The following is a 15845-nucleotide window of genomic DNA, read 5'->3' on the forward strand; positions in this document are numbered from 1 at the left end:
CGTGCGCTAAGTTGTTGCGCACCGACCGGGCGCGACAGTAAAGATGCGTTGGACATTCGCCACGCGCTATCGGCGCCTGATCGGGCGCGAGCGGCTGACGCGTTCAACGCGGGGGAGGCGTCGCCATGCGATTCGTGAGCGTCGTTCTGCTGGTCGTCTTTCCGGTTTCGCTGCCGGCCCAAGAACTCGTTCGCTGGTCGTTCGAGCGCAGCGACCAGCCGACAGGTCCGGGCGAGATCGTCACCTCGCTTCGCGATCTCCCGGAGGCTGAGGCGTTCAGCGACGACGTACCGGGGCCGTTCGTCTACGACCCGCTTTCCCAGCAGTCGCGTCCGAACCAGGCGAGCGCAGCGTTTGCGGGCGGCGCCGACAAGAGCCTCCCCGTCGTCAGCGAAATCGATCTCGCCAAGGCGGGCTTCGAAGGAGGCAGCTTCACCCTCGAAGCGTTCGTCAAACCGGCGCCCGGCGCCCGGGGCGACGCGTGGATCGCAGGCAAGTCGCGGACGACGGACGCCGGTTCGGAAGCCTCCCTGCAATGGCATTTCCTGAACAACTCCAACCAGACATGGCACGGAGCCCAGATCGCCTGGCCCGAAGCCGGTGCGAAGCGGTGGCATGCCGGGCATTATTCGTCCTCCACGCGGCTTAGCGACGAACACCCGAACTGGCGGCACGTGGCGCTGGTTTACGATGCGGAGAAAGGCAAGGCGACCTGCTGGGTCGACTACCACCTCAGTTCAGACGTCGCCGTCGAGAAGCCGCTGAAGTTCGACGACGGGCCGTTCTCCATCGGCGGACAGTCCGACCGCTGGGGCCTCTCGGGCCAGATCGACGAAGTGCGGCTCGTTCGCGGAGCCCTTTCGCCGGCGGAGTTTCAGCGCGCCCGGCGCAACGCGATCGCGGGCGTCTCCTACCGCTCCGACCAGACGCTCGTCCCGCTCGACGCGGGATGCCTGGACGTGAAGGCGCATTTCGGCGCCGTCGGCGACGGCGCGACCGACGACACGGACGCCTTCAACGCGGCATTCGCTCATCTGGCGAGCCGGGTGCCGCTGGCGTATAGCACGCTGATCGTTCCGCCCGGGACGTACGTCGTGAGCGACATGCTTTACTGCTCGCGGTTCATCGACGTCAAAGGCGCGGGCCCTGATCAGACGACGCTGCGCCTGCGCGATGCCGCGCCGAACTATCAGGATCCCGCGAAGCCGCGTCCCGTTCTGCGTATGAGCAGCACGTCCGGCGATCCCGGCTCGCACGCCTGGGTCAACGGCAGCAGCATCTCGATCTACCTCGACGGCGTGACGATCGACACCGGCAAGAACAACCCGGGAGCGAAGGGACTGGAGTACCACTCCAACAATCTCGGACGCCTGGAGAACGTCGTCATCCGCAGCGGCGACGGATCGGGGCCGATCGGTCTGGACCTGACCCATCACGACGTCGGCCCCGCCCTCGTCAAACGCGTGACGGTCGAGGGCTTCGACCTCGGCGCGGCGATCAACTACCAGGAATACTCGATGACGTTCGAGGAGTTGACGCTCTCGAAGCAGCGCGTGGCCGGCATCCGCAACCAGGGGAACATTCTAGCGATCCGCAAGCTCGTCTCCGACAACGCGGTTCCGGCCATCGTCTCCGTCGGCGCGAACTCGATGGTGACGCTGCTCGATTCCAAGCTGACGGGCGGCGACGGGGACGTCGCGGCGATCGAAGCCGAAGGAGGGCTCTACGCTCTGCGACTCGAGACGTCGGGATACGGCGCGGCCATCGCGAAGCGGAAACTCGTGAAGCAGGATCCCGTCGAGTGGCAGGTCGAAACGCTCAAGGGACCGTCGATCGAGGAGTTCGTCGGCGACTCCGTCACGCGCGGCTTCGGCGAGGGATCCGGCGCGCTGCGACTGCCGATCGAAGAGACGCCCGAAGCGCCCGTTCGACCCGTGGAGGAATGGACGAACGTCGCCGATTTTCTCGATCGCAAGGTGGGGGACGACTGAGGCCCCGTCGTGCAGGCGGCGATCGACAGCGGCGCCAGGACCATCTACTGCCCGGCGAATCTGAAGGTGCAATTCGAAACGCCGGTTCGGCTCCGCGGAAAGGTCGAACGCCTGATCGGGTTCGGGCACGGATGGGCCTGGAAGCCCGAAGTCTGGCAGAATCAGGGCCAGCGCGAGCAGACCGACCTCGATAGCCGACCGCCCGCGCTGCTGATCTTCGACGACCCAGACCCGAACCGCGTCGTGTGGATCGATCGCCTGGAGGTGCAGTCGATCGAACACGCGTCGCCCGGGACGCTCGTGCTGCGGAGTTCGTCGCCGGGTCACTACCGGACTGGCGCAGCCGGGGGGCGACTATTCGCCGAAGACGTCGGCGGCGCCGACTGGCATTTCGACCATCCGCAACAGGTCTGGGTCCGGCAATGGAATCCCGAAAGCCACGCCGCAGGTCCCTGCATCCATAGTCGCGGCGCGACGATCTGGGCGCTCGGCTTCAAGACCGAGTACGAGAGCCGGAAGCTGCTGGCCGAGGCGGGCGCATCGACCGAGATCCTCGGCGCGTTTCTCTATCCGATCGGGGAGATCCCGGAAGATCGACCGCTGTTTGAGAACCGCGACAGCCGGATGGCCCTCGTCTACGGCACGAGCGTCTACGCCGCCAACCACAAGGTCCACATCCGCGACGTTCGCGGTCAGGAGACGAAGGAGATCGGCAATGATTCCCTTCGCTGGGCCGGCAGCCGGGCGAGAATGGATCTGTTCGTCACGGACTGAGCGAGAGAGCGACGCCCAGCGCCGCGAACGCCGCGCCGATCAAGGCGACCGCGACCGTCACCCGACGGTTGATCGGCCGGGGATGAGGCCCGAGTCCGAAGTCGGGCCCCGTGCCGTTCCAGAGCGCCAGACCGAGCGGCATGGCGACGGCGCCGAACAGGATCAGCGACCAGAGCGGCGCGCCGTGGTTGAGCAGCGTGCCGCAGTCGCCGATCCGCTGCAGCGATCCGAACGCCAGGGATCCGCCGTTCGCGATCAGGCAGAACCCGGCGAAGAACCGCAGGACGAACGCGCCCGGCATCCGAGCCAGCATCGCGACGATCCAGAGGACGACCGGCGCCGCGACGCCGAAGATCGGCCCCATCCACGTGACGAACAGCGGATGACGATTCTCGCTGACGTCCGTCCGGGAGATCGAGAGCGGATGGAGGACCACCCGCTCCACCCGGGCGCCGGTGGTCCGCGCTCCCAGCACGTGCCCTGCCTCATGCACGGCCTGCATGCCGAGCCAACTGGCGGCGAGCGTCGCGAGGATCAGGAACATGGAATCGGCTCGCTTCACCCCCCTTCCTCCTCCTGACCGAGGATCTCTCGCAGCATGCTTTCCCGGCGGGTGAGGAACGCCCGCGTCACCTGGAAATGCTCGGTCTGTTCGTACTCGATCGGCGTAATGCCGTCGGCGTCGAAGCGGAGGATCTTCGCGCCCGGATAGCCGAGCAGGATCGGCGAGTGGGTCGCGATGATGAACTGCGACTGCCACTGCACGAGTCGGTGAATCAGGGCCAGAAACGCGAGTTGCCGCTGCGGAGAGAGCGCCGACTCCGGCTCGTCCAGAATATAGAACCCGCCCCCGCCGAAGCGTTCGAGCACGAGTTCCAGAAACGCCTCGCCGTGCGATCGCTCGTGCAGCGAGCGACTGCCGTAGTGAGCCACGACGCTCAGGCGGTCGATCTCGGTCGCGACGTTGAAGAAGCTCTCCGCCCGGAAGAAGAAGCCGTCGGCGTACTTCAGCGGCTTGGATCCATGCGTCAGGCGGATGCAGCGGCACAGCAGCGAGTGGGACTCTCGCGTATTGAAGCGAAAGTTCCGGGTGCCCCCTTCGGGATTGAACCCCCACGCGACGGCGATCGCCTCCAGCAGGGTCGATTTGCCCGACCCGTTCTCTCCCACGAACATCGTGACCGGCGAATCGATCGATAGCGACCGGAAGGACCGGAGCGCCGGAATGGTGAAGGGGTAGACATCGAACGACGGGACCCGCTCCTCGAGCAGTTCGACGCCGCGAACGTAAAGCTGATGCGGGTCCGTCATGATCAGAGCCTTCGGACGCCATGCTCCGCCAGCGCCGAAGCTCGTGCAGGTCATCCTGCCTTGCGACTACGGCCGAAGTGCAGGCGTCGAGAAGGTCAGTGGTACCGGCGCACAAGCGAGACGTGCTCACGAGACCCAGAAAACGCCGGCCTCGACCTCGATCCATCCTCCATCCTGAAGGCGCATAACCGCGGTGTGGCCGCCGGCGCCGAGCGGAGAAATGTACTGCTCTACTCTAACCTCGACCTCCAGGCCCTCGAACCAGCGGAGAATCTCGCAGCTATAGACCCAGGAAGATTCTCCCGTCTCAGGATCTTCGACGCCGCGGAACCTGTTCGGCGCTGTCATTTCGCCTGGCTCGGGAAACCGAGCCATCGAGGCGGGCCGAATCTTGTACGGCAGGTCCTTCAATCGTTCGAGAAACTCCAGGGACGGATCGACAATCTTGCCTTCGTCATCCGTTCCGAAGGCAACGAACGCCGTCCCTTTGACGCCCGACGAAAGCTGCTCGCGAAGCACGGTCTCCCGAATGTCGTCGCCGTACTGCGCGGTTAAACGCGCCGCTTCGGCCGCCGGCAGCGCCTCTTCTTCCGGTCGCGGATCCGCGAAGAGCTTGAACTCGAGAGCCGGCTCTTCGAATTGGACCTCCGGTTCCGGTACCGGCAGCTCTGTCGTCCGCACAGGACTCGGCACGGTAACCTCGGCAACCGCCGGCTCCGCAAGCTTTCGCTCACAACTGGTCGAACCGACCGCTATGGCGATCGTGCATGCCGCTGTCAGACGAACGAAGAGTGAATTCATAGACAAGTTCCGATAGGGCCCCGCTATCTTTCTACTCTGCCGCCGAACGCCGATCGAGGCATCGCCGGCGCGCGATGCCGGTTCATTTCTCAGCTTCGCCGCCGGGAAAATCGGAAACCGGCGTTGTCATACTGGTAGAAACGCCTCGAACACGGAGTCGCGAGTCGATCGAACGGAGCGCCGGGCGATCGTATCGGCCCCACCCTGCTTCGACACGCCTCGTCTCCCCTTCTCTCAGTCCGATGCGGCAAGAGCGGCTCGCCGAGATTTTGCAGCGACACGCGCGGGCGCTGACGCTCCTCGCCGCGACCCGCTGCGCCGCCGCGGAAGACTGCGTGCAGGAAGCGTTTCTGGAACTCCTGCGTCAGAAACGGGAACCCGACGACCCCGTCGCCTGGCTCTACCGCGTCGTTCGCAACAAGGCGATCAACGCCGGCAAGAGCGACTCGGCCAGGCGCCGCCGGGAATCGTTCTGGTCCGAATCGAAACCTGTCTGGTTCGAACCGACGGAGAGCGACTCGCCTTCCGCGGACGACCTGCAGCAGGCGCTCGCCAGTCTCGATCCCGACGATCGCGAGATCGTCGTGGCGAGGATCTGGGGAAAGCTCACGCTCGAAGAGACGGGCGAACTCGTCTCGCTCAGCGTCAGCGCCGTTCACCGGCGCTACGCCGCCGCCCTCACGAAACTCCGGGCCTACCTGGAGGCACATGATGTCGAACGAACGACCCGGCTCCGCTGACGACGGAGACCTCTCCGCTCAAGAGCGACCTTTTTCAGCTCGCGATCGACGCGTCGAACGAATCGCAGCCGAAGCGCTCGACTCTGCGTTCGCCGCGAGACTCGCGGGCGCCTCGCCGCGTTCCGGCGTCGACGCGACGGTCCTGCACTACGAAGCGGGTCGCGCCGCTGCGGTCGCGGAGTTTCGCCGCGAACGATCGTTCTACCGAGGCATCGCCTGCGCTTCGGCCGCGTGCCTGACGCTCACGCTCGGGTTGTGGGGATGGCAGGTCACGCACGTCCCGCACGCTTCTCCCGACGCCGGGGCCGTCGCCGTGCGATCGTCGGAGGCGAACGTTCCCGCGACGGTCGATACGCAAGCGACTGCCGACGACGTGCAACCTGTGCCAGCCCCGAACGACGACCTGGCGAAGCCCGCGACCGTCGCGAAGCGTCGCCTCTCCGAGCCGATCGATTTCGATCGACTCGCGAACTTCGACCGCGGCGGATCGATGCGGTGGCGAGACGTTTACGGCCCGTCGCCTCGATCGATCGGCGTGACGGGAGAACCCGTTTCGACGTCGGCGCCCTCGACGCCCGCAGCGAACGCCCCGGCTCCCTGGTCGGCGTTCCCCTCGCCCTCCCGCATGCAGGCCCTGATCCAGGAAGGGATCTGAAATGAATCGCACGTTTTTCTTCGCAGTCATCGTCTCGCTTGCCGCGACGTTTAGCCTTCCGACGTTTTCGTTCGCGCAGGCCGAAGCGCTTTGGAGCCCGTCGGCCCCGGAGAACGCACCGCCGACCGACGCACCCGACCGCGTCCCGATGACGTTTAGCGCCGCCGGGGAACCCGTCCCGGCGCTGAAGTATCGCCTGCTGCCGACGACGCAGGAGCGGACGCCCGGCAACGCGGCGACGAATTACTATCGCGCGTTGCTGCATCTGAAGGCGATCCCGCTGGACTACTTCAAGCAGTATGTCGACGCCGAGAAGCGCTGGACCGAGGAACCTCTCCACGAAGTCTCGGCTGACGAGATCAAGAAGTACCTCGAAGCGTTCGACAACGTCTTCGCCGAAACGAAGACCGCGGTCTATCGCGAAAAGTGCGAGTGGAACCTCGGACTGGAACAACTCCAGGGGCCGGAGACGATCGCGTTCCTGCTGCACGACTTTCAGGAGATGCGGGAACTCGCGCGACTGCTCGATCTGCGGTTTCGCGTCGAGCTGTACGAGAACCGCCTCGACGACGCCTGGGAGACCCTGCGGCAGATGACGCAGCTCGGTCGCGACGCCGCCCAGCCGCCGCTCCTGATCAACGGACTGATCGGGATCGCGATCGAATCGATGATGCTCAGGCGACTCGAAGACTTCGTCAGTCACCCTGATTCGCCGAACGTCTACTGGGCGCTGGCGACGCTTCCCGATCCGCTGATCGACCTGGCGCCGGCGGTCGAGTTCGAAGCGACGATCGGCCCGCGGATGTTCCCGATGCTCGAAGAGGCCGATCGACCGCGCACGCCGGAGCAATGGCAAGAGGACCTTCAGGAGGCCTGGCAATCGCTGCGGTATATGGGCGACTACACAATGGGCGATGGAGGAGACGACGGACAGCCATCGCTCGCCGAAGGCGCGGCGGCGCTCGGCTTCGCCATGACGCGATACCCGATCGCCAAACGCCTGCTGATCGAAAGCGGTCGCGATCCCGAGGACGTCGACGTGCTTCCGGTCGGCCAGGCGATGCTGCTGGCCGAGAAGATCGCGTACCGGCGGATCTATGACGAGATGCTCAAGACCTACTACCTGCCGCTGCATGTTCGCGTCGAGCGAGGCTCCGAGTTTCAGGACCGACTCGATTCGCTGATGAAGGACGAGCCGATCCCGATCGCGCAGCTTCTGTTGCCGGCGATCGGAGCCGTCTCGCAGGCCCAGATTCGCCTGGCCTATCGCATCCGGGGCATCCACGCGATCGAGGCGATCCGCGACTTCGCCGCCGAGGAGGGCCGCCTTCCGCGTCGACTGCAGGAGGTCCGCAGGCTCCCGATGCCGGTCGATCCCAACACGCTCGAAAACTTCGGTTACGAAACGACGGGACAGACCGCGACGCTCCGCGTGATCGTCCCGGGAGGCCCGCAACGCGGCAGCAGCAAGATCTACGAATTGAACCTGCGGCCCGAAACGAACTGACGGCCATGGCGGGTGTGCTATGGCTGGCTCGGCTCAAGGCTGTCAAGTACGAGGCTTGCGAGATCTCGTGTGCCATGGCTGGCTTGTCCAGCCGTGCCTGGCAGCGAGGGCCGACACTGCCTTGAATCGAGCGCTCGACACGAACATGCATTTCGATAACCGACGGCATTCTTCGGGAAGCGACTGCCTGAATGGAAAGACGGGCGTTGGCGCCCTGCACGGCTGGACAAGCCAGCCGTGGCACACGGAAGACTCCTATAACGCATCGCAAGACGATTTCTCTCGCTACGAAAGCGGCTCGCAATGAGTAGAAACTCCCTCTCTCGGCTTCTACGCGCCACGGCGGCGACGGCGCTGAGCCTGGCGGCGATCGGCGGAACTCTCGCTTCGGCTGATCGGGCGCTCGCTCAGAACGATCCTGCGGCAGCCGCCGTTCAGCCCGCTCGATCGGGCTGGTCGGACGAACGAATCGCGGAGCTCATCGGTCGCCACGGCTCGGCCTCGACGTTCGCGGCGCTGGCGATCGACGTCGCGGCGCTCGATCCCCAGGCGGTCGGGACGGCGGTGCGGCGCGTGGCGACGCTCACGGCGGAAGAAGACCGTCAGTTGGACGAAGGCCTGCGGCTGATCGAAGGCAAGCTGAAGAAAGTCGGCATTCAGGAAATCGTCTTTCTCGGGAGCGTTCATCCCGAAAGGCAGACCGCGCTGGTGGCGATCGTCCGACTGAAGGACCGAGCCGACGCGGAAGCCGCGACGAAGTTCCTCCGCGAAGCCGACTTCCGCGACCTGGACGACGCGGCGTTCGACGGCGACGCGCTCGTCCTGCGCTCCTCGAAGGATCGCGGCGCCCCCCCTGCCCCGCTAAAGGATGCGGAGCCGATTCGTCAGGCGTTCGCCGTCGGGGGGACCGCTCCCGTTCGAGCCGCGCTGTTTCTGTCGCCCGACCTTCGTCGCGTGGTCGGCGAACTGGCCTTCGCGCTCGGCGACGAGCAGGCAGTCCGGGGAGCGAAGCTGGCGGCGAAGGAGTTGCAGTTCGCGACGCTCGCGTTGAATCCGAACGAAGAGATGACCGTCGATCTGAGCATGCGATTCGCTACGCCTGACGGAGCCGCTCAAGGCGCCGAACTCGCGAAGGCGGGGATCGCGCGGTTGCGGAAGGACTTCCCCGAACGAGAGACGCTCCCCTTCTCCGACGAAACGCTCGATCGGATCGCTGAGTGGCTGACGCCGGAGGTCGACGCCGACTCCAACGACCTCGTCCTGCGTCGCTCGCTGAAGGACGAAGCGACTCTGGCGCTCTTTCGCGACATGATCGCGCCGGCGATCCTGGCCGCCCGCGAACAGGCGGACCGCATGACGAACTCGAACAAGTTCAAGCAGGTCGCCCTCGCGTTCCACAACTTTTACGACACGTTCCGCATGTTCCCGCTCGCCGGGAACCAGAAGCGGGACGGCAAGGCGGCCGGCCTGAGCTGGCGGGTCCACCTGTTGCCGTTCCTGGAGCAGGGGCCGCTCTATCAGAAGTTCGAACTTGACGAGCCGTGGGACAGCCCGACCAACAAGGCGCTGATCGCCGAGATGCCGGACATCTACAAAATCGACGCGTCCGTGCCGAACGGCAAGACGACCATGCTGCTCCCGATGGGCGAAGGGTACGGTTTCTCCGGCGAGAAACCGCTGGAGTTTCAGCAGATCACCGACGGTACGTCGAACACGATCATGTTCCTGCAGGCGGCCCCGAGCGAAGCGGTTACCTGGACCAAGCCGGAGGATCTGGAAGTCGATCTGGCCGAGTTCGCCCAACAGGTCGGCGTCGCGGGCGAAGAGGTATTCCTCGCCGCGCGCTTCGACGGCAGCGTCATGGCCATGCCAAAGCAGGCCCCGGCGGACGTCATCCAGGCGGTCCTCACGCGGGCGGGCGGCGAAGTCGTCGACGAAGCTCAGCTTCGCCCAGGACGTCCCGCGCCCGATCCGGCGAAGGGAGCCTCGAACGAAACGAAGCTCAAACTGCTCGCCCTCGCCTTCCACAACTTCCACGACACGTTCCGCCTGCTGCCCCTCGCCGGAAATCAGAAGCGGGATGGCAAAGCGACCGGCCTGAGCTGGCGCGTTCACCTGCTCCCCTTCATCGAGGGCGGCCAGGCGCTCTACCAGCGCTTCAAGCTCGACGAACCTTGGGACAGCGAACACAACAAGGCGCTGATCGCCCAGATGCCGGAGGTCTACAAGCTCGATCCCAAGGCCGCGGAAGGGAAGACCGTCGCGCTCCTGCCGATGGGCGAAGGGTTCGGCTTCTCCGGCGAAGCGCCTGGTCAGTTTCGCGACTTCACGGACGGTCTCTCCAACACGATCCTCGTCGTGCAGGCGTCGCCGAACGAAGCCGTCACGTGGACGAAGCCCGAGGATCTGGAGGTCGATCTCTCCGAGTTCGCCGACCAGCTCGGCGCCGAGGGCGAACCGACGTTTCTCGCGCTGATGTTCGACGGTCGCGTGCTGCGGCTCGAAGAATCGATCGACGAAGCGAAGTTGCAGGCGGCCCTTACCCGGGCCGGCGGCGAACCGGTCACGCTTCCCTAACGCCGTCAGTCCCTCTGGGCGATCGGGGGACGTGAGTCCCCCGAGTCCGTCGATCGAGCGGAGCGTCGATCGAGAGGCATCCAGCGCGGCGGCGCCTGCTACGGCGTCGCCGTTTCCGGTTCGTAGATCCCCGCGGGTTCGGCAATCGAAAGGGACGAGACCGGCGCGGGCGAACCGACGGAAGACGCTTCCGCCCTCGCAGCGCGTCGCTGGCTGCGGATGGGAGTCACGTCCCACGCGAGGCCGACTCGCTGCAGCAGCAGGATCTCCCAGTAGCTGAGATCGAGTTCCCACCAGCGATGCTGCACGCTCGCGGCGCTCGGGTCCTCGTGGTGGTTGTTGTGCCACCCTTCGCCCACGGTCAGCAGCGCCACGAACCAGTTGTTCCGGCTGTCCTCGCCCGTCTCGTAGTTGCGATAGCCGAACAGGTGCGACAGCGAGTTCACCGACCAGGTGATATGCCAGACCAGGATCGTGCGGACGATCACGCCCCACACGACCAGGCCGCTTCCCATCTGCAGGGCCTTCCAGGGTCCGCCCACGAACGCTCCGATCGCGGCGCCGACGGCGAAGAAGATCGCGAACTGCGCCAACACGATTCCGAGCTGGCCCCAGCGATGCCGCTCCAGCCAGCGATAGAACGGATCGCGGAGCAGGTCCTTGGCGAACTTTTCGACGCCGACGATCCCCTGCGTATACGTGTTCTCGTACGCCAGCCAGCCGAAGTGCGACCAGAGAAAGCCGACCTTCGGCGTGTGCGGATCGGGCCGTTCGTCGGAATGAACGTGATGCATGCGATGCGTGGCGACCCACCGCACCGGCGTATCCTGCAGGCAGCAGATGCCGGCGACCGCGAAGCAGCGCTCGACCCACCGCGGCGTCTTGAAGCTGCGATGCGTCAGCAGGCGGTGGTAGCCGATCGTGATGCCCTGGCCGAAGAGGTGGACCCCCAGGATCGCGACGGCGACGAACGCCCACTCGAAAAAGTACGGCACGAACGCGAGCAGCCCCAGCACATGGACGACGACGATCGTCAGCACGTACAGACGGTTGAACCGGGGACTGACCGATTCGGGAACGGCGAGGCGTTCGGGCGCGAGTGAAGCGCTCAAGAGCGAGCTTCCATGCGTGGGGAGCGGATCCTTCGCCGAAGGGTCGAACTCCGAGGGGAGCGCCGGCGACCCGTATTTATACGCGCGCAGCGGCGTTCTGACCCATACGAAAAGCGTTAGGGAGCCTTCCGATGCGAACGATCGGGCTCCAGCCCCCCCTCGGCAGGCGGGTCTGGCGGCCAATGACCCTCTTCGTAGAGCGTCCGCCCGTCGAGACGAATTCGGAAGGCTCGCAGGAAAAAGATGCCGAGCACGCGGACCTCGATGCACAGCGTAGCGGGGTAGCCGGCATCGACGGGAACGTCGAATCGCGGAATCAACGCGTTCCAGAGGCTGAGATTCAGTTCGCTCTGAATCACGGCGCCGTCGATCGACACCGTTTCCCAGCTTCCCGCCCCGCACCACTCCACGACGCCTTCGTGCCGCCCCTGAAAGCGGATCGCCCGGCTGAGCCATCCGCGATGCACGACCTCGACTTCGAGACGCTCCGCGTCCGGATTCGTCCGAAAGACTGGAACCGGCTCCCGCCCCGCTTGTGGCGGAGCGTACGGATTGTCGTCGTCGGTCCAGGTCTGGCTCATAACGAGATCGCTCGCAGAATGCCGGCGCCTACGCCTCGGCTTTCATCTCCTTTTTGATCCCCTTCATCGTCTCGTTCTCAGGCAAAGCCTTGTAGTACGGGTCGAGCGGATAGCAGCCGGAGATCAGGCCGTTCCGAGGCGCGGTCGTGCAGTCGCTGAACGTCCGGCAGATCAGCTTTCTGGCGAGTTCGCCCTTTTCCAGCACGTCCGCCGGCAGTCGCGGATAGGAGAGGACCATCCGCCCCAGCCCGACCATGCTGATCCAGCCCTCGCGGACGACGGCCTGCGCGACGTGCGGCAGGTAGTCCTGCAAATAGGAGTAGCCCGTCCCCACCGTCAGCAGATCGGGGAAGCGGGTCGCGATCTCCTTCGCGGCGTGAATCTGACGCGCGACGCCGACCAGCGGATCCTCCGGCGGCAGGTAGCCGTCGCTCGGCGGAAAGATGGCAGGTCGCTGCACGTGCGGGTTGTAGTAAGGACTCCCGCAGGAAAGATTGATCGCCGGCACGCCCGCGGCCTGCAGCATGCTGACCAGTTCGAACGTTTCGGAGAGGTCCATCCGCGTCGGATCGCTGGCATCGGTCCCGAAGCCGCAGTCATACGGAAGCAGGTCATCGAACGGCACGGGTCCGCCGACGTCGGGACTCGGCTGATACGGGACGACGTCGAACGCGCTCAGCCGGACGAAGACCATCAGGTCCGGCACCGCCTGCTGCACGGCAGCTACGCAATCCAGCAGCAGCTTGGCCCGGCCCGCCAGATCGCCTCCGTACGGACCGGGACGGCGTCGGGCGCTGAGAAATTCGTGAAACAGGTACCCGTGACAGGCCTTCACGTCGACGAAGCGAAAGCCGATTTCCCGCGCCGTCTTCGCCGCGGCGACGAACCGGTCAATGAGCCCCGGCAGCTCGTCGTCCCGCCAGACGAGGGCGTCGCTGTCGACGCCGAACTTGCGATCGAGGATCGGATGACGATAGGCGACCCGCGGCTCCAGCGCCTTGGAATTCGGCCGGGCGAAGCGCCCCGAGTGCGTCAGTTGCAGCCCGACCAGCAGATCGTCGGTCGTGCCGAACGACTCCTGATGGGCGCTGACGCAGGCGTCGAGCAGCCGCGCGAGGCCGCCCGCATTCACGTCGCCTGCGAGCGTCTGGTTGGGATTGGCCCTGCCGTCGGGCTGCACGGCGGCCGCTTCCCCGCCCCAGATCAGCTTGGCGCCCGACAAGCCGAAGTGACGCCAGCGGCGGATCGTCTTCTCCGACGGGCTGCCGTCGCGGTTCGCGTCCCAGCCCTCCATCGGATGGATGCACCAGCGGTTCCCGACGACGAAATCTCCGACGGCGATCGGTTGCGCCAGCGGGGATTTATCGGTTGACGTCAACGCCTGATCGTCGACCGGCAGTTCGAGCCCCAGTTCCTCCAGCCGGGCCCGAAACGCGGCGACGGTCTTCAGTTGGGCGATCTTGGGATAAGCCATGCGGGCGAGCCGGGACGAAGAGCGAAACGTTCGATCGAGGCGCCTATTTTCGGGCGCGAATGAAAGTTGCGGGAAGCCGGGAGGAGCGATATCGTCAAAGATGTCTTCGATGCGTCGCCGCTCTGAATAGTCTTATCCGCGTCGTTTCGCGGCTCTTCTCGTCTTCCGCTCGTCCTCATCGCACTCCCTGGGGCTTCGTCATGCGCACCCGTCCCGGCTTCACGCTCGTCGAACTGCTGGTCGTGATCGCGATCATCGGCGTCCTGGTCGCGCTGCTGCTTCCTGCGGTGCAGGCCGCTCGCGAGGCCGCCAACCGCTCCTCCTGCGGCAACAAGCTGAAGCAGATCGCGCTCGCGACGCATAACTATCACGACACCCACAAGAGTCTTCCCCCCGGGCGGCTCGGCTGCGACGGCGTCACGACCGGCGTCTGCGCGGGGACGCCGGACACGAACAAGCGCGGCAGCAGCGGGTTCGTCCACCTGATGCCGTTCATCGAACTGGGCGCCGCGTTCGACCGGATCGACTTCAACGTCGGACTGCTGAAGGTCTCCGGCGGATCGTGTCCGACGGCGACGCAGGAGGTGTTGAAGCTCCGGCCCGACGTCTTCGTCTGTCCCTCCGACGGCCCGGCGCAGAAGTTCATCGACATCACCGACGGCGGCGTCACGCTGAAGACGGGCGTTTCCAGCTACGCCCTGTGCGCCGGCGACGTCGGTCCTTCGAACGGCATCGGCTACCAGACGAAGTACGACAACACGGGGATGTTCTTCTACACGGTCGCGCTTGCCTTCTCCGACTGCACGGACGGCCTGTCGAACACGATCTTCGTCGGCGAAGTGAGCCAGGGCCACATCAGCAACAACCGCAACGTCTGGTGCGAAGGGGGCCGCCATCAATCGTGCCAGCGCACGGTCGAAAATCCGATCAACACGCCGATCGGCCAGGGCGTCACGACTTCGCCGTACGGAGAGGCCCTGAACGGCGCCTTCATGTCGCGTCATCCGGGCGGCGCCCAGTTCGGCATGGGCGACGGCGCGGTGAAGTTCGTCGCCGAGACGATCGACCTGGCGACCTATCGCGCCGCGGGCACCCGGCAAAAGAAGGAGTCGCTGCAACTCCCCTGATCCGCGGTCGACGCCCGCGACGATAAGAGGGCTTCGCCGGGCCTCTTCGTCGGGTTCTACGCCCACAACCTTCCTTGCGGAAGGCTTTCGACGCCGCTATTCTTAATTTTCGTCAAGCGTGTTATTGCATGCGAGATGCCCATTCCGCGTGCTTACGCGGCTAATCGTTCGCCTTATCGTCTGTTCTCTCTCTCGTCCCTGGGGGTCGTCATGCGCGCCCGTTCCGCTTTTACCCTCGTCGAGTTGCTGGTGGTCATCGCGATCATCGGAGTGCTCGTCGCCCTGCTGCTCCCCGCGGTGCAAGCCGCACGCGAGGCTGCCAACCGCTCCTCCTGCAGCAACAACCTGAAGCAACTTTCGCTCGCATTCCAGAACTACCACGACACGTACAAGCTCCTCCCGCCCGGACGCCTCGGCTGCGACGGCGTCACGACCGGCGTCTGTGCCGGCACGCCCGACACCGATAAGCGCGGCAGCAGCGGCTTCGTCCATATCCTGCCCTTCGTCGAACAGGGCCCGCTGTTCGACCGGATCAACTTCAACGTCGGCCTGTGGAAGATCGCGGGCGGGTCGTGGCCGCAACAGAACATCGACGTCGTGGGGACGCGCCCCGCGTTCGTGATCTGCCCCAGCGACGTCTCGAATCCCAAGACCCTCACCGTCACGCATCCGGTCGGGCGTTCGAGCTACGCCCTGTGCTCGGGTACGATCGGGCCGTCGAACGGCATCGGCTACCAGACGAAGTACGACAACGACGGCATGTTCTTCTACACGACGTCGCTCGCCTTCGCCGACTGCATCGACGGTCTGTCGAACACCATCTTCGTGGGCGAGGTCTCCCGAGGCGGCGAGCCCGGAAACGATAACGCCTGGGCCATCGCCGGTCGCCATACCCACTCGATTCGGACGACGAACAATCCGCTCAACACGCCGATCAACCAGGGGATCATCTACGGAAGCGGAACCACCGCGAACAACGGCGCCTTCATGTCGCAGCATCCGGGCGGCGGTCAGTTCGGGCTCGGCGACGGCTCCGTCCGCTTCGTGGCGGAGACGGTCAACCTGCTGACCTATCAGGCTGCTTCGACGCGTCAGGGGAAGGAATCGCTGCAGCTTCCGTAAGGCACGCTGCGGAGAGTCGCTGACGCGAGTAGCGTTCCCTCGTCTACGGGAACGATCACCGATGGCGCCCCCG

The 15845-nt window shown here is 65.4% G+C and carries 14 protein-coding genes; 8 read left to right on the forward strand and 6 right to left on the reverse strand.

Going from position 1 to position 15845, the window contains the following annotated elements; all coding sequences use genetic code 11:
* The first annotated feature begins 125 nt into the window (after window positions 1-125).
* Both SH602x_RS23225 and SH602x_RS23230 read left to right on the forward strand, forming a co-directional pair.
* Complete coding sequence (locus SH602x_RS23225; protein ID WP_479474541.1) at window positions 126-1991, forward strand: glycosyl hydrolase family 28-related protein; 1866 nt, start codon at window positions 126-128, stop codon at window positions 1989-1991.
* A 9-nt stretch (window positions 1992-2000) separates the two neighbouring features.
* Window positions 2001-2765 (forward strand): hypothetical protein, encoded by a 765-nt coding sequence (locus tag SH602x_RS23230; RefSeq protein ID WP_479474542.1) that lies wholly within the window; start codon window positions 2001-2003, stop codon window positions 2763-2765.
* On the opposite strand, the gene SH602x_RS23235 is transcribed toward SH602x_RS23230, so the two are convergent.
* The 3 genes from SH602x_RS23235 to SH602x_RS23245 form a co-directional block, all read right to left on the reverse strand.
* Complete coding sequence (locus SH602x_RS23235; protein ID WP_479474543.1) at window positions 2755-3327, reverse strand: hypothetical protein; 573 nt, start codon at window positions 3325-3327, stop codon at window positions 2755-2757. The two genes, SH602x_RS23230 and SH602x_RS23235, sit on opposite strands and share 11 nt — an antisense overlap.
* Window positions 3324-4076 carry an AAA family ATPase gene (locus SH602x_RS23240; RefSeq protein ID WP_479474544.1) on the reverse strand — a complete coding sequence of 251 codons (753 nt, stop codon included), beginning with the start codon at window positions 4074-4076 and terminating at the stop codon, window positions 3324-3326. The genes SH602x_RS23235 and SH602x_RS23240 overlap by 4 nt, the downstream gene beginning before the upstream one ends.
* A 126-nt stretch (window positions 4077-4202) precedes the next feature.
* On the reverse strand, window positions 4203-4877 hold the full coding sequence (locus SH602x_RS23245) for a hypothetical protein (protein ID WP_479474545.1): 675 nt from the start codon (window positions 4875-4877) through the stop codon (window positions 4203-4205).
* A 242-nt stretch (window positions 4878-5119) separates the two neighbouring features.
* Here SH602x_RS23245 and SH602x_RS23250 point away from each other — a divergent pair, with 242 nt between their 5' ends.
* The 4 genes from SH602x_RS23250 (at window position 5120) to SH602x_RS23265 (ending at window position 10356) form a co-directional block, all read left to right on the forward strand.
* Complete coding sequence (locus SH602x_RS23250; protein ID WP_479474546.1) at window positions 5120-5617, forward strand: RNA polymerase sigma factor; 498 nt, start codon at window positions 5120-5122, stop codon at window positions 5615-5617.
* A complete protein-coding gene (locus SH602x_RS23255; RefSeq protein ID WP_479474547.1) occupies window positions 5589-6272 on the forward strand; it encodes a hypothetical protein in 684 nt (227 codons plus the stop codon). The genes SH602x_RS23250 and SH602x_RS23255 overlap by 29 nt, the downstream gene beginning before the upstream one ends.
* A gap of 1 nt (window position 6273) precedes the next feature.
* Entirely contained in the window at window positions 6274-7779 is a 1506-nt protein-coding gene (locus SH602x_RS23260) for a hypothetical protein (protein ID WP_479474548.1), read from the forward strand.
* 303 nt (window positions 7780-8082) lie between these two features.
* Complete coding sequence (locus SH602x_RS23265) at window positions 8083-10356, forward strand: DUF1559 family PulG-like putative transporter (RefSeq protein ID WP_479474549.1); 2274 nt, start codon at window positions 8083-8085, stop codon at window positions 10354-10356.
* A 98-nt stretch (window positions 10357-10454) separates the two neighbouring features.
* On the opposite strand, the gene SH602x_RS23270 is transcribed toward SH602x_RS23265, so the two are convergent.
* The 3 genes from SH602x_RS23270 to SH602x_RS23280 form a co-directional block, all read right to left on the reverse strand.
* Window positions 10455-11468 carry an acyl-CoA desaturase gene (locus SH602x_RS23270; RefSeq protein WP_479474550.1) on the reverse strand — a complete coding sequence of 338 codons (1014 nt, stop codon included), beginning with the start codon at window positions 11466-11468 and terminating at the stop codon, window positions 10455-10457.
* A 116-nt stretch (window positions 11469-11584) separates the two neighbouring features.
* Window positions 11585-12049, reverse strand: a complete 465-nt coding sequence (locus SH602x_RS23275) for a hypothetical protein (protein ID WP_479474551.1) — start codon at window positions 12047-12049, stop codon at window positions 11585-11587.
* Between the two features lie 28 nt (window positions 12050-12077).
* Window positions 12078-13523, reverse strand: a complete 1446-nt coding sequence (locus SH602x_RS23280; RefSeq protein WP_479474552.1) for an oxidoreductase — start codon at window positions 13521-13523, stop codon at window positions 12078-12080.
* 200 nt (window positions 13524-13723) lie between these two features.
* Here SH602x_RS23280 and SH602x_RS23285 point away from each other — a divergent pair, with 200 nt between their 5' ends.
* Both SH602x_RS23285 and SH602x_RS23290 read left to right on the forward strand, forming a co-directional pair.
* A complete protein-coding gene (locus tag SH602x_RS23285; protein WP_479474553.1) occupies window positions 13724-14650 on the forward strand; it encodes a DUF1559 family PulG-like putative transporter in 927 nt (308 codons plus the stop codon).
* Between the two features lie 210 nt (window positions 14651-14860).
* Complete coding sequence (locus tag SH602x_RS23290; protein ID WP_479474554.1) at window positions 14861-15772, forward strand: DUF1559 family PulG-like putative transporter; 912 nt, start codon at window positions 14861-14863, stop codon at window positions 15770-15772.
* Window positions 15773-15845: the final 73 nt, after the last annotated feature.

It is taken from the genome of Lignipirellula cremea (assembly GCF_056501455.1).

Coding starts and splice junctions, on each gene's coding strand:
- SH602x_RS23255 (WP_479474547.1), top strand. CDS start 5,589: ATGTCGAACGAACGACCCGGCTCCGCTGACGACGGAGACCTCTCCGCT.
- SH602x_RS23250 (WP_479474546.1), top strand. CDS start 5,120: ATGCGGCAAGAGCGGCTCGCCGAGATTTTGCAGCGACACGCGCGGGCG.
- SH602x_RS23260 (WP_479474548.1), top strand. CDS start 6,274: ATGAATCGCACGTTTTTCTTCGCAGTCATCGTCTCGCTTGCCGCGACG.
- SH602x_RS23225 (WP_479474541.1), top strand. CDS start 126: ATGCGATTCGTGAGCGTCGTTCTGCTGGTCGTCTTTCCGGTTTCGCTG.
- SH602x_RS23275 (WP_479474551.1), bottom strand. CDS start 12,049: ATGAGCCAGACCTGGACCGACGACGACAATCCGTACGCTCCGCCACAA.
- SH602x_RS23280 (WP_479474552.1), bottom strand. CDS start 13,523: ATGGCTTATCCCAAGATCGCCCAACTGAAGACCGTCGCCGCGTTTCGG.
- SH602x_RS23245 (WP_479474545.1), bottom strand. CDS start 4,877: ATGAATTCACTCTTCGTTCGTCTGACAGCGGCATGCACGATCGCCATA.
- SH602x_RS23290 (WP_479474554.1), top strand. CDS start 14,861: ATGCGCGCCCGTTCCGCTTTTACCCTCGTCGAGTTGCTGGTGGTCATC.
- SH602x_RS23240 (WP_479474544.1), bottom strand. CDS start 4,076: ATGACGGACCCGCATCAGCTTTACGTTCGCGGCGTCGAACTGCTCGAG.
- SH602x_RS23265 (WP_479474549.1), top strand. CDS start 8,083: ATGAGTAGAAACTCCCTCTCTCGGCTTCTACGCGCCACGGCGGCGACG.
- SH602x_RS23285 (WP_479474553.1), top strand. CDS start 13,724: ATGCGCACCCGTCCCGGCTTCACGCTCGTCGAACTGCTGGTCGTGATC.